General features: G+C 74.0%; 12 protein-coding genes. All 12 read right to left on the bottom strand.

Going from position 1 to position 12,361, the window contains the following annotated elements:
• Positions 1-201 precede the first annotated feature (201 nt).
• Positions 202-1,701 (bottom strand): potassium/proton antiporter, encoded by a 1,500-nt coding sequence (locus AB0B83_RS08790; RefSeq protein ID WP_357577711.1) that lies wholly within the window; start codon positions 1,699-1,701, stop codon positions 202-204.
• A gap of 22 nt (positions 1,702-1,723) precedes the next feature.
• Complete coding sequence (locus AB0B83_RS08785; protein WP_357577655.1) at positions 1,724-2,023, bottom strand: DUF167 domain-containing protein; 300 nt, start codon at positions 2,021-2,023, stop codon at positions 1,724-1,726.
• A gap of 18 nt (positions 2,024-2,041) precedes the next feature.
• A complete protein-coding gene (locus tag AB0B83_RS08780) occupies positions 2,042-2,686 on the bottom strand; it encodes a hypothetical protein (protein ID WP_357577654.1) in 645 nt (214 codons plus the stop codon).
• Positions 2,687-2,762: 76 nt separating this feature from the next.
• The gene (locus AB0B83_RS08775; protein ID WP_311411629.1) at positions 2,763-3,575 is read right to left on the bottom strand and encodes a DivIVA domain-containing protein; all 813 of its coding nucleotides are present in this window, start codon (positions 3,573-3,575) and stop codon (positions 2,763-2,765) included.
• Positions 3,576-3,619: 44 nt separating this feature from the next.
• Positions 3,620-3,925 (bottom strand): YggT family protein, encoded by a 306-nt coding sequence (locus tag AB0B83_RS08770; protein ID WP_088999245.1) that lies wholly within the window; start codon positions 3,923-3,925, stop codon positions 3,620-3,622.
• A gap of 30 nt (positions 3,926-3,955) precedes the next feature.
• Positions 3,956-4,651, bottom strand: coding sequence for a cell division protein SepF (sepF, locus tag AB0B83_RS08765; RefSeq protein ID WP_357577653.1), 696 nt, complete (start codon positions 4,649-4,651; stop codon positions 3,956-3,958).
• Positions 4,652-4,842: 191 nt separating this feature from the next.
• Positions 4,843-5,589, bottom strand: a complete 747-nt coding sequence (locus AB0B83_RS08760; RefSeq protein WP_357577652.1) for a YggS family pyridoxal phosphate-dependent enzyme — start codon at positions 5,587-5,589, stop codon at positions 4,843-4,845.
• 9 nt (positions 5,590-5,598) lie between these two features.
• Positions 5,599-6,714 carry a cell division protein FtsZ gene (ftsZ, locus tag AB0B83_RS08755; protein WP_132236307.1) on the bottom strand — a complete coding sequence of 372 codons (1,116 nt, stop codon included), beginning with the start codon at positions 6,712-6,714 and terminating at the stop codon, positions 5,599-5,601.
• A 246-nt stretch (positions 6,715-6,960) separates the two neighbouring features.
• Complete coding sequence (locus AB0B83_RS08750; protein WP_357577651.1) at positions 6,961-7,776, bottom strand: FtsQ-type POTRA domain-containing protein; 816 nt, start codon at positions 7,774-7,776, stop codon at positions 6,961-6,963.
• Positions 7,773-9,326: a UDP-N-acetylmuramate--L-alanine ligase gene (gene murC, locus AB0B83_RS08745; protein ID WP_357577650.1), complete on the bottom strand. Its 1,554-nt coding sequence runs from the start codon at positions 9,324-9,326 to the stop codon at positions 7,773-7,775. Before murC ends, AB0B83_RS08750 begins: the two co-directional genes overlap by 4 nt.
• 199 nt (positions 9,327-9,525) lie before the next feature.
• The gene (murG, locus tag AB0B83_RS08740) at positions 9,526-10,632 is read right to left on the bottom strand and encodes an undecaprenyldiphospho-muramoylpentapeptide beta-N-acetylglucosaminyltransferase (protein ID WP_132236301.1); all 1,107 of its coding nucleotides are present in this window, start codon (positions 10,630-10,632) and stop codon (positions 9,526-9,528) included.
• Entirely contained in the window at positions 10,632-12,044 is a 1,413-nt protein-coding gene (locus AB0B83_RS08735) for a putative peptidoglycan glycosyltransferase FtsW (protein ID WP_357577710.1), read from the bottom strand. Before AB0B83_RS08735 ends, murG begins: the two co-directional genes overlap by 1 nt.
• Positions 12,045-12,361 lie beyond the last annotated feature (317 nt).

Here is a 12,361-nt window from a genome sequence, read left to right as displayed (position 1 = left end):
ACCGCGGCGTTCCGCGGCACCTGGACAGGGGCCGCCGGCATCGGCGCCCCCAGGTACAAAAGGGGCGCGCGGCGACGGGGCCGCGCACTCCGGAGATTCGCAAGAATACGGAACGTACAGGCGCACGACAACGTGCCGCTCCGACGTACCGGCGTTCGGCCCCTGGTCATCCCTAACCGGGGCAAAAGGAACGCTAGCAGATCACGTGTCGGGACCCTGGCCGTACTCGCCAAACCAGCGGGCCAGCCGACCCCGCCGGCTGACGGCCCGCAGCCGCCGCTCCGCCTCGTCGCGCACCCCGGCCGTGGCCACGATCAACATGCTGTCGCCGGTCATCAGCCGGAAGTCCGGGCCGGGCACGACGCCCGCCCCATCGCGCAGCACCAGGGTCACCGAGGCGCCCAGCGGCAGCCGCAACTCGTCGACGTGCACCCCGGCCAGCCGGGAACCGGGCGGCACCTCCAGCTGGAGCAGGTCCGCGCCCATCCGCTCCAGCGGCGCCGTCTCCACCCGGATCTCGGTCGCCTCGGCCGGCGCGGTCACCCGCAGCCGGCGGGCCACCGGAGCCAGCGTCCCGGTCTGCAGCAGCGTGAAGATCACCACCAGTACGAAGACCGAGTCGAAGAGCCGGTCGGCGCCCGGCACCCGCTCGGACAGCGGAATGGTGGCGAGCACGATCGGCACCGCCCCGCGCAGCCCCGCCCAGGACAGGAACGCCTGCTCGCGCAGGCCGAACCGGAACGGCAGTGCGGACGCCGCCACCGACAGCGGCCGGGCCAGCAGCACGAGCGCCAGCCCGGCGACCACCGCCGGCAGCACCGCCGAGCCCAGCCGGCCCGGCGAGACGAGCAGCCCGAGCAGCACGAAGAGCCCGATCTGGGCCAGCCACGCCAGGCCGTCGGCGAAGCCGAGGATCGCCTGCCGGTGCGGCAGCCGGGCGTTGCCGAGGATCACCCCCGCCACGTAGACGGCGAGGAAACCCGAGGCGTGCAGCACCGCGCCGGCGGCGTAGGCGAACACGGTCAGCCCGACCGCCGCGATCGGGTAGAGCCCCGCCGACGGCAGCGCCGCCCGGCGCAGCGCCCACCGCCCGCCGACGCCGGCCGCGAGACCGATCGCCGCGCCGGCGCCCAGCTCGTAGCTGACCAGGGAGATCTCGTACCACCACGGGTGGCTGACGCCCTCCCGGGACAGCAGCACCACCAGCAGCACGACCGGGGCGTCGTTCATCCCCGACTCCGCCTCCAGGGTCGCCACCAGGCGGGGCGGCAGCCGCAGCCGGCGCAGCGTGGCGAAGACCGCCGCCGCGTCCGTGGAGGAGAGCACCGCGCCGTAGAGCAGGGCCAGCCGCCAGTCCAGTCCCAGCAGCAGGTGCACGACGAGGCCGACGACCAGGATGCTGACCACCACGCCGACCGTGGAGAGCAGTGCGGCCAGCCCGAGCACCGGACGCAGGGTGCTCCACCGGGCGGTCAGCCCGCCCTCGGCGATGATCACGATGAGCGCGCAGAAGCCCAGGGTCCGGGTCAGGTCGACGTCGTCGAAGCGGATGCCCAGCCCCGCCTCCCCGATCGCCACCCCGAGGGCCAGGTAGGCCAGGAGGCTGGGCACGCCGAGCCGGGTGGAGAGACGGACCGCGCCGACGGCGACCAGTAGGACACCCGCACCGAGCAGGAGCGCGAGATCCAGCCCCGGCGTCACCGCCGCCCGGCCCCGGCGTCCGTCACCCGGCGGCCCCGTCACGCAGCCGGTGCAGTGCCTCCGTCAACTCCGGGGCCGGCCCCTCGACCAGGAAGAGCTTGTCGCGGCTGGCCGCGCCGGCCCGCAACGACACCACGCCCGGCCGTACGCCCAGCGCCCCGGCCAGCGCCCGCCGGGCCGCCTCGGTGGCCCGCCCGTCCACGGCGGGGGCGTGCACCGCGATCACCAGGGCCGGCCCGTGCGGCCCGTCGAAGCGGCCGCCGACGCGGGCCCGGGCGGAGCCGGGCTTGACCCGGACCGCGACGGTCAGCGTGGCGTCCATCAGGAAGCGTCCCGCCGCTCAGATCCGACCGGCGTCGGCGAGCAGGGCGGTGTCGGGCGCGCAGCGGGCGCACGGGGTGAAGCCGAGGTCGACGGCCTCCGCGACCGGAAGCGGCTCGTGCTCCCGCCCCACGAGGTACGCGCAGTCGGCCAGGTGGTAGCGGGGCCGCCCGTCGACCACCCGCACCTCGGCGGCGAGGCGGGCCACCCGGGCGGCCTCGCCCGGCGTGACGTCCTGCGCGGGCGGCTCGTCGTCGTACGGCACGGCGGGGCCGGCACCGGGCGTGGCGGCGGCCGGGACGGTGCCGGCACCGGGCGCGACGGCGCTGTCGGCCACCGGCGGCTCGGGCGGTTGCCGCCACCCGGTGCCGTCGGCGTCGACCGTGGAAGGAACGTGCTGGACGGGGATCTCCGGCTCCGCCGACGGCCCACCGGCGAAGGCCGGTCCGGCCGGGCGGGTCGCCCGACGGGGTCGCCACCCCGGCCGGCCCGGGTCCGCCGCCGCCCGGTCCGCGGCCGCCTGGCGGGCGCCCGCGACCAGCGCGATGGCGGCCAGCAGGCTGGCCGCGATGGAGATGGTCAGGAGAACGCTGGAGCCACCGGCCAGGCCGCGCACCAGCAGCACCACCGCGACGAGGATGAGCAGGAGACTGGCGACTATCACGGCTCACCCCCGCCGCGTCGTGCTGATGAGGCGAGGTCGGCGACCGTCATCGTGACGACGGCCGCCGACCGATGGTTCAGCGCCCGGTCTCGAGAGCGCCGGAGCGACCGCCGCCGCCGTAGGAGCCGGCGAGCCCTGCGGTGGCCAGCCCGTTGCCGCCGCCGGCGGCCCGGGTGCCCTCACCACCACGGGTCATCTCGACCTCCAGGCCCTGGCCGCGGCCGTCGAGGTCACGCAGCTGGCTCTCCAGGTAGGCCTTGAGCCGGGTGCGGTACTCACGCTCGAACTGCTTGAGCTCCTCGATGTGCTTCTGCAGGGCCGTGCGCTTGGCGTCCAGGCCGCCCATGGCCTCCTGGTGCCGCTGGCGGGCGTCGCGCTCCAGGGCGTCGGCCTTGGCGCGGGCCTCGCGGGTGACCTCCTCGGCCTTGGAACGGGCCTCGGAGAGCAGCTGGTCGGCCTCGCGACGGGCGTCGGAGACGTGGTCGTCGGCGGTCCGCTGGGCCATCATCAGCACCCGCAGCGCCTGCTGCTCACCGTCGGCGCCGCCGACGGCCGGGCCACCGGCGGAGCGGACCTGCTCCAGCTCGGCCTGCATCGCGCGGGCGGCCTGCTCGGCCGCCGCCTTGTCGCGCTGCACCCGGTCGAGCTGGGCCTTGACGTCGTTGAGCTCCGCCGCGAGACGGGCGTCGCCACCGGGGCCGGCGGGGGCGCCACCACGGCCGCCGCGCTCCACCTGGGCGCGCAGCTCGTTGTTCTCCTCGATGAGACGGGCAAGCTCGCGCTCGACCTCGTCCAGGAAAGCGTCGACCTCCTCCTCGTCGTAGCCCCGCTTGCCGATCGGCGGCTTTTTGAAGGCGACGTTGTGGACGTCGGCCGGGGTCAGCGGCATCGAAACTCCTCGGGTCAGTTGCGGCCGCGAAAGCGCGTCGGTCATCAGACGGTGCCGATGATCGACCGCCTCAACACGAACTCCATCAGCACGAACAGGATAACCAGGAGCACAAGTGAGGCCAGGTCGATGCTCACGGTACCAATTCGCAACGGAGGGATCACACGCCTCAACGCGTTGAGAGGGGGATCAGTGACGCTCCACACGATTTCCAGCCCCACCGATGCCCCACGCCCCGGCTGCCAGCGGCGGCCGTACTGGAGGACGGCGCTCAGGACGAACCGGGCCAGCAGGACGAGCAGGAAGAAATAGAGCACCAGATAGAGCACTTGCAGCACGATCGACAACACGGCAGGCGACGTCCCTCGGGTCGGGCGGGGCTAGCTCAGGCTGAAGAAGCCGCCCTCGGCGATCTTGGCCTTGTCCTCCGCGGTGACCTGGACATTGGCCGGTGAGAGCAGGAACACCCGATTGGTCACGCGCTCGATCGTACCCCGCAGCCCGAACGCCAGGCCGGCGGCGAAGTCCACAAGTCGGCGCGCGTCGGCCTCGTCCATCTCGGTGAGGTTGATGATCACCGGAACGTTGTCGCGGAAGTGCTCACCGATGGTGCGCGCCTCCCGGTACGTGGTGGGGTGCAGCGTGGTGATCTGGTAGCGCTGCTCCTCCTCGGCGACCACCGCACGCTCCCGGGGCTGCGCCTGCGGCGCCAGGGCCAGGTTGTCGCGGGTGTGGTAGGTCAGCGCGCCCGACGTGTCGCCGGCCGACGGCCGGGTGATGGAGCGGACGCTGGACCGCTCGGCCCGCTCCGGCCGGTCGGTGTCGCCCCGCTCGGCGTCGGAAACCCGACCGGCGGCGCGCTCGGAGAGCCGGCCACGGTCGCTCAGCCGGGACCGGGGCGCCGGCGGCTCCTCGGAGTCGTCCTCGTCGTCGTCGGCGAACTCCTCCGAGTACCGGCTCTGCCGGTAACGCGAATCGCGGTAGCCACCCTTGTCGTAGCCACCGTCGTCGTAGGCCCGCTCGTCGTCCTCTTCGACCAGACCGAGCCAGACCCCCGCCTTGCGCAGTGCACCCATCCCGCGCCCTTCCCGTCCGCCGTGCGGCACGCGCCCCCGTACCGTGTCGCTTGTCGCGAGTGGACCACTTCTGCCCACCGGAGCGGACCGGCAATCCCCTGGCACGCGATTCGCGTCGCGTGCCACGACCCCCGACAACGGGATGCCGATCCCCCAAACAACACAGATGTAATTTGCTTCCCGCGGTCAGGCTACCGCAGCGTGGGACGCATTCCGAGCAACGCGCTGCCGACGCGGACATGTGTCGCGCCGTACCGGATCGCGATTTCCAGGTCGCCGCTCATCCCGGCGGAGAGCGCGGCGGCTCCCGGGTGGACCGTCCGGAACCCGGCGGCCACCTCGGCCAGCCGGGCGAACGCCCGCTCCGGCTCCCAGCCCAGCGGCGCCACCGCCATCAGGCCGGCCAGCCGCAGCGCCTCCGCGCCGGCCACCGCCTCGGCCACCGCGCCGAGCCCGGCGCCCGGGTCGGCCGAGCCGGGCAGCGCCCCGCCGCGGGCCGCGTCGCCGTCGATGCTCACCTGGACCAGCACGTCCAGCGGCCGGTCCCGCGCCGCCGCCGACGCCGCGTCCAGCGCCCGCGCCAGCCGGACACTGTCGACCGAGTGCACGACGTCGGCGTAGCGGACCACCGACCGGGCCTTGTTGCGCTGCAACTGCCCGATGAAGTGCCACCGGGGCGTCACCCCCGCCGCGGCCACCTCGGCCGACTTGGCGGACGCCTCCTGGTCACGGTTTTCCCCCATGTCGACGACGCCGAGCCCGGCCAGGGCCACCACGTCCCCGGCCGGGTAGGTCTTGGTCACCGCGATCATGGTGACCTCGGAGTCGTCCCGTCCCGCGACGGCACAGGCGTCCGCGATCCGGGACCGTACGCGGCCCAGGCCGGCCGCGATCTCGGCGCGCCGGTCCGGGCGCACCGTGGCTGGGCTGTCGGTCATCGGCGGCACTCAGGAACCGTTCTTGAGGAAGTCGGGCACGTCGACGTCGTCGAAGAGCACCCGGCGGGGCGACTGCTGCGGAGCCGGCATGGTGGCCGGCGGCGCGACCGGGGCGCTCGGCTGCGCCGGCTGGTTCTGGTTGCTCTTGCGGGGCGGCTCGGCCGCCTTGTACGCCGGCGTGCCGCCGTCGAAGCCCGCCGCGATGACGGTGACCCGCACCTCGTCGCCGAGGGCGTCGTCGATGACGGCGCCGAAGATGATGTTGGCGTCGGGGTGGGCCGCGTCGGTGACGAGCTGGGCCGCGTCGTTGATCTCGAACAGGCCCAGGTCCGATCCGCCGGCGATGGAGAGCAGCACGCCGCGCGCGCCGTCCATGCTCTGCTCCAGCAGCGGGCTGGAGATGGCCGCCTCGGCCGCCTCGACGGCACGGTTCTCGCCCCGCGCGCTGCCGATGCCCATGAGGGCGCTGCCCGCGCCGCTCATGACGCTCTTCACGTCGGCGAAGTCCAGGTTGATCAGACCCGGCGTGGTGATCAGGTCGGTGATGCCCTGGACACCGGAGAGCAGCACCTGGTCGGCGGTGCGGAACGCGTCCATCATGCTGATGTTGCGGTCGCCGAGCGCCAACAGCCGGTCGTTGGGAATGACGATCAGCGTGTCGCACTGGTTGCGCAGTTCGTCTATTCCGGACTCCGCCTGCACCTGGCGACGCTTGCCCTCGAACGAGAACGGCCGGGTGACCACGCCGATGGTCAGCGCGCCGAGCTTGCGGGCGATGTTCGCCACCACGGGCGCGCCGCCGGTGCCGGTGCCGCCGCCCTCGCCACAGGTCACGAAGACCATGTCGGCGCCCTTGAGCACCTCCTCGATCTCGTCGCGGTGGTCCTCGGCGGCGTTCTTGCCGACGTCGGGGTTGGCGCCGGCGCCGAGCCCGCGGGTCAGCTCACGGCCGACGTCGAGCTTCACGTCGGCGTCGCTCATGAGCAGCGCCTGCGCGTCGGTGTTGATCGCGATGAACTCGACGCCCTTGAGCCCAACCTCGATCATCCGGTTGACGGCGTTGACGCCGCCGCCACCGATGCCGACGACCTTGATGACCGCCAGGTAGTTGTGCGGAGGTGTCATCTCCGGTCCTTTCCCTTCGAGATTGGCATGGGCCGACCGGGTAGGGCCTGGCCAGACCAGCGGCCGACGACAGCTGTCACCAGCGAGGATCAGGGTTGAACCCTCACCCTCTACTAGAGGCTTACTGTTATGTCAACCACTGATCCCCTTCGGGGCAACGTAAGCGCCCTCACGCGATGAGCCAAGGACCCGCTCGGCGTGTCGCCGCCGGAGCGGGGCGGGTCACGTCGCCGGTTGAGCGGCCGGTCACCGCAGGGTAACCACGTCGGGCGCACTGACGTCGATGGTGTCGGCCTTCCGGTCGAGCAGGGCGCTGGCCACCCGGGCCTTGTCCGCGCCCCGGGTCGCGTCCCCCCAGACCACCACCCGTTCGCCGCGCAGCCGCAGCGTGATCCGGGCCAGCCCCTCAACGGTCACGTCCACCAGCTCGGCGCGCAGCTGCGGGGTGAGCGCGCCGAGCACCTCCAGCGCCGCCCGGGTCGACCCGTCGTCCGGGCCCGGCTCGGCGAGCCGGACCACCGGCAGGCCGTCCGGCGGCTGCGGCACGCTCCGGAAGACCACGCCCGCGCGGTCGATCACCACGAACTGCTCCCCGCGCGGCACCGCCGCCACGCCGGTGCGCTCCGTCACCCGGACGACAAGCGTGTCCGGCCAGTCCCGGGTCACCACCGCCCGCTGGACCGCCGGCAGCTCGCCGACCCGCCGCGCGGTGGCGGCCAGGTCCACCCGGGCCAGCGGGGCGTCGTCGGGCACCGCGGCCGCGTCGCGGACCTGCACCGTCGTGACCAGCTCGGCGCCCTCGACGCGGACCTCGCGCACCCCGAACAGGCCGGTGCCGAGCAGGGTCCAGGCGACCAGCCCGGCCACCGCGAACACGCCCGCGGCGACCGCCCACGGCAGGGCCGCGCGCATCCGACGCTGCCGGGCCCGGGCCATGAACCGGCGGGTCGAGGCGGGGACCGCGTCGCTGCCGGCCCGGACCAGCTGCCACCGCCGCTGCGGCCCGCGCCGGCCGCCGCCGTCCGCGCCGGTGGTGCGCCCCCGCGCCGGACCGGGACTCATCCGGCCGCGGGCGCCGCGCCGTCCGCGACCGCGCCGCCGGCACCGCCGACGCCGGGGACGGTGCCGCCGATGGTCGTCGTCCCGCCGGCGTCGCCGCCGGGCGTCGTGCCCGCCGGTGCCGCCGGATCGGTGGTACGCGCCGAGAGCGCGGCCAGCAGCTGGTCCCCCATCAGCGAGATCGGCGGGGCGCCCATGGTCACCACGACGTCGCCGGGGCGGGCCCGCCGGGCCACCTCCACCGGCGCGGCCTCCCACGAGTCCACGAAGACCTTCCGCTCCGCCGGCAACGCCACCGCCTCGATCAGCGCCGCCGATCCCTCCCCCGGCTCGCGCAGCTCGCCCGGGCCGAAGACCTCCAGCAGCACCAGCTCGTCGGCGATGGCCAGCGACTCGGCGATCTCCGCCTGGAGTTCGCGGGTGCGGTAGAGCCGGTAGGGCTGGAAGACCACGATCAGCCGGCCGTCCCCGGCCACCTCACGCAGCGTCTGCAACGCCAGCGTCATCGAGGTCGGGTGGTAGGCGTACTCGTCGTAGACCAGCACGTCGTCCGCGACGCCCTTGCGCTCGAAGCGCCGCCGCACGCCGGGGAACGCCGCGAGCGCGCCCTCCGCCGCCTCCAGCGGCAGTCCCAGCAGGTACGCGGTCAGCACGGCCGAGGCGCTGTTGAGCCCCATGTGCCGCCCGGGCACCGGCAGCCGGAACTCGCCGAGCGACCGCCCGTCGATGCTCGCCAGGTAACGCACGCCCCGGGCCGACGAGGCGATGTCGGTCAACCGCAGGTCGGCGTCGGCCGCCTCGCCGTAGGTGTGCACCCGCCGGCCCTCCGCGCGCAGCGTCTCGGCCAGCCGCCGCCCGCCCGGGTCGTCGGCGCAGGTGATGATGAAGCCGTCCGGGTCGGTGAGCCGGGCGAACTCGGCGAAGGCCGCCTCCAGCGTGGCGAGGTCGCCGTAGGTGTTCAGGTGGTCGGCCTCGACGTTGGTGATGATCGACACGTACGGGCGGTAGATGAGGAAGGATCGGTCGCTCTCGTCCGCCTCGACCACGAAGTGCTCGCCCGTGCCGTGGTGGGCGCCCGAGCCGATCTCGGAGATCTCCCCACCGATCACGAAGGACGGGTCCTGCCCGGCCTGCTGGAGCACCATGGTGACCATCGAGGTGGTGGTGGTCTTGCCGTGGGTGCCCGCGACCGCCACCGTCCGGCGGCCCGTCATCGCGGCGGCCAACGCCTCGGAGCGGTGCAGCACGCGCAGGCCACGCCGGCGTGCCTCCACCATCTCCAGGTGGTCCTGCGGGATCGCCGAGGAGTAGACGACCGTGTCGACGCCGTCGAGGTTGGACGCCTCGTGGCTCATGTGGATCGTGCCGCCGAGGGCGCGCATGCCGGCCAGGGAGGGCCACTCCCGCAGCTCGCTGCCGGAGACCCGGATGCCCCGGGTCAGGAAGAGCCGGGCCAGGCCGCTCATGCCGACCCCGCCCACCCCGATCAGGTGGATCGTGCCCAGGTCCTCGGCGGTGAGCGTGCCGGCCGGGGTGAACTGTGCGGTGTTCATGCCGAGTACCTTCCCGTCGCGGTGCGCCCAATCACGGGGCCACCGTCGTTCGCGACTGCGGGGCTCGCAAGCTCACTCCTCGCGCTCACGGGCGCCTGCCTTTCGTTCGCGACTGCGGGGCTCGCAAGCTCACTCCTCGCGCTCACGGGCGCCTGCCTTTCGTTCGCGACTGCGGGGCTCGCAAGCTCACTCCTCGCGCTCACGGGGCCACCGCCTCCAAGACGAAGTTGAGCAGTGCCTCGTCGCCGTCGCGGCGGCCGTACGCGGCGGCGGCGGAGCCCATCGCGTGCAGCCGGTGCGGGTCGCGGATCAGCGGGATGATCGTCCGCTCGACCCAGTCCGGCGTCAGCTCGGCGTCGTCGACGAGCAGCCCGCCGCCGGCCTCCACCACGGGCAGCGCGTTGCGCTTCTGCTCCTGGTTGCTGTGCGGGTACGGCACGTAGATGGTGGGCAGCCCGATGGCGGCCACCTCCGCGCAGGTCATCGCCCCGCCCCGGCCGAGCATCAGGTCCGCCGCGGCGTAGCCGGCCTCCATCTCGGACAGGTACGGCAGCGTCACGTACGGCACCGGCAGGTCGGTGGGGACCGGCACCGGCTCGTTGCGGGCGCCGATCACGTGCAGCACCTGCACCCCGTTGCGGGCGAGTTCCTTCGCCGCGCCGGCGACCGCGAGGTTGATCGAGCGGGCGCCCTGCGAGCCACCTGCGACGAAGAGCACCGGCAGGTCGGGACGGAGTCCGAAGTGGGCCCTGGCGGCGTTGCGCATGGCGAACCGGTCCAGCCCGGCGATGCCCCGGCGCAGCGGCACGCCGACGACCCGCGCGTCGCGCAGGGCCTCGGCCTGGGCGGGCTGGTGCGGGAAGCCGACCGCCACGTGGCGGGTGAACCTCATGCCCAGCCGGTTGGCCACCCCCGGCGGCACGTTGACCTCGTGGATCACGATCGGCAGCTCGCGCCGCCAGGCGGCCAGGTAGGCCGGCACCGAGACGTACCCGCCGAAGCCGACCACCACGTCGGCGCGCACCTCGTCGATGACCTTGCCCGCGGCGCGGGCCGCGGTCCACATCCGGCCGGGGGTCTTGACCAGGTTCATGTTCACCGACCGGGGCAGCTGGTAGGCCGGGATCTGCCGCAGGTCGTAGCCCTGTGGCGGGATCAGCTCGTTCTCCAGGCCCTTCGGTGTCCCCAGGCAGGTGATCCGGACGCCGGGGTCGTGTCGGCGCAGGCAGTCGGCGAAGGCGAGCAACGGGTAGATGTGCCCCCCGGTGCCACCTCCCGCGAGCACCACCGAACGCAGCGGACCCATCAACGTCTCCTCTCGTCCGCCGACCCGCGGCGGGTCCGGGCCAGCCGGACACCGCGCGGTGCGGCCACATCGTCCGGCCGCCGCTCCCGCGACCGGGGCACGGACCCTCGGGCAGCCGGGGGCGCCGCCGGACGGCGGCGCCGCCCGGGAAGCGGCGGCAACGGGGCCCAGAGTAGTCGGACCCATCGGGCCGGCGGACGGGCATGCAGTGCTCTGGCGGCGTCGGGTTCGGCGCGGGCGAAGGAGGCGAGCATCCCGATGGCGGCGAGGGTGACGACCAGGGCGCTGCCGCCGTCGGAGATGAACGGCAGCGGCACACCGGTCAGCGGCAGCAGGCCGACCACCCCGCCGATGTTGATCACCGCCTGGCCGACCAGCCAGGTGGTCGCCGCCGCGGCGGCGAGCCGGCGGAACGGGTCGTCGACCCGGCGGGCGATCCGCAGTCCGGTGTACGCCAGCACGGCGAAGAGCGTCACCACCACGACGCACCCGACGACGCCCAGTTCCTCGGCGACCACGGCGAAGATGAAGTCGTTCTCCGCCGCCGGCAGCCACTGCCACTTGGCGATGCTCTTGCCGAGGCCGACGCCGAACCAGCCGCCGTTCTCGATCGCGTAGCGGGCCTGGGCGATCTGGTAGCAGCCCGCGTCCTTGCACGCGTCCAGTGGAGGCGGGTCGATGAAGGAGGTCAGCCGGGCCAGCCGGTAGTTCTCCGCGCCCGTCTCGCCGGAGCCGGCGCCGAGCGAGGCGACCGCGACCAGCACGCCGATGCCGAGCAGGCCCACCGCGGAGAGCGCGGCGAAGACCCGTTTACGCACCCCGGCCGCCCAGAGCAGCCCCACCACCAGGGCCAGCAGGCAGAGCATCGTGCCCAGGTCGTTGTAGCCGACGAGGACGAAGAGCAGGCCCACCACCGGGAAGAGCGGGGTGGCCAGCTCCCGCCACCAGCCCAGCGCGGCGCCCTTGCGGGCGATCACGTGGGCGCCCCAGAGCACCAGGGCGAACTTCGCGAACTCGGAGGGCTGCACCTGGATGCCGCCGACGAAGAGCCAGAGCAGCCGGGCCTCGATCGGGCCGATCTGGGCCGAGTCCTGCTTGGTCAGCCGGGCGTACACGAGCAGCAGGTTGAGCACCAGCAGCAGGCCGATGGCGGTGAACAGCAGCGGCCGGCCCAGCGCCCGGTAGGTCGTCGCCGGCAGCCGCTGGCACGCCCAGAACGCGACGATGCCGATCACCGCGAAGATCGCCTGCTTGACCAGCGACGTCGAGGCGTTGCCGTTCTCCGCGTAGTCCCGGACGCTTGTCGCGGAGAAGACCATGGTGAGGCCGATCAGCAGCAGCAGGCCGGCGCTGGACAGCAGCAGGTGGTAGGAGGCCAGCGGCCGGTCCAGCAGCCCGCGCAGCGCGGCCAGCCCTCCCGCCGGGTCCAGCCCGCGCGGCACCTGGGGACCGGGATCGTCCGGCCCCCGCGTCGCGGCGGGCGCGTCGCGCGTACGCCTGCCTCCCGCCGACCGCCCGGCCGTCCCCTCCGCCGTGACCTCGATGCCTCGTCCCTCCCCCACCCGACCATCATGGCGGTTCCGCCGGGTCGCCACCGGCGCAACCGCCCGGTCGGCGTGTCGGGCTTGCGCCGGGGCGCGCGCGTCGCGGCGGACGGACACGCCGCGGGGCCCGGGTCGCCAACGTGCCCGGCGCCGGCCTGTTCCGCGACGGTCAGAAGCTGCTGGTG

Source organism: Micromonospora sp. NPDC049060 (assembly GCF_040649055.1).
GTDB lineage: Bacteria > Actinomycetota > Actinomycetes > Mycobacteriales > Micromonosporaceae > Micromonospora > Micromonospora reichwaldensis.
This window is presented reverse-complemented; position numbering and strand designations above follow the sequence as displayed.

Bases quoted from the DNA above. Each gene is read 5' to 3' on its own strand.
- AB0B83_RS08760 (WP_357577652.1), bottom strand. From the start codon at position 5,589: ATGACCGACAGCCCAGCCACGGTGCGCCCGGACCGGCGCGCCGAGATC.
- murG (WP_132236301.1), bottom strand. From the start codon at position 10,632: ATGGGTCCGCTGCGTTCGGTGGTGCTCGCGGGAGGTGGCACCGGGGGG.
- AB0B83_RS08750 (WP_357577651.1), bottom strand. From the start codon at position 7,776: ATGAGTCCCGGTCCGGCGCGGGGGCGCACCACCGGCGCGGACGGCGGC.
- sepF (WP_357577653.1), bottom strand. From the start codon at position 4,651: ATGGGTGCACTGCGCAAGGCGGGGGTCTGGCTCGGTCTGGTCGAAGAG.
- ftsZ (WP_132236307.1), bottom strand. From the start codon at position 6,714: ATGACACCTCCGCACAACTACCTGGCGGTCATCAAGGTCGTCGGCATC.
- AB0B83_RS08785 (WP_357577655.1), bottom strand. From the start codon at position 2,023: ATGGACGCCACGCTGACCGTCGCGGTCCGGGTCAAGCCCGGCTCCGCC.
- AB0B83_RS08775 (WP_311411629.1), bottom strand. From the start codon at position 3,575: ATGCCGCTGACCCCGGCCGACGTCCACAACGTCGCCTTCAAAAAGCCG.
- murC (WP_357577650.1), bottom strand. From the start codon at position 9,326: ATGAACACCGCACAGTTCACCCCGGCCGGCACGCTCACCGCCGAGGAC.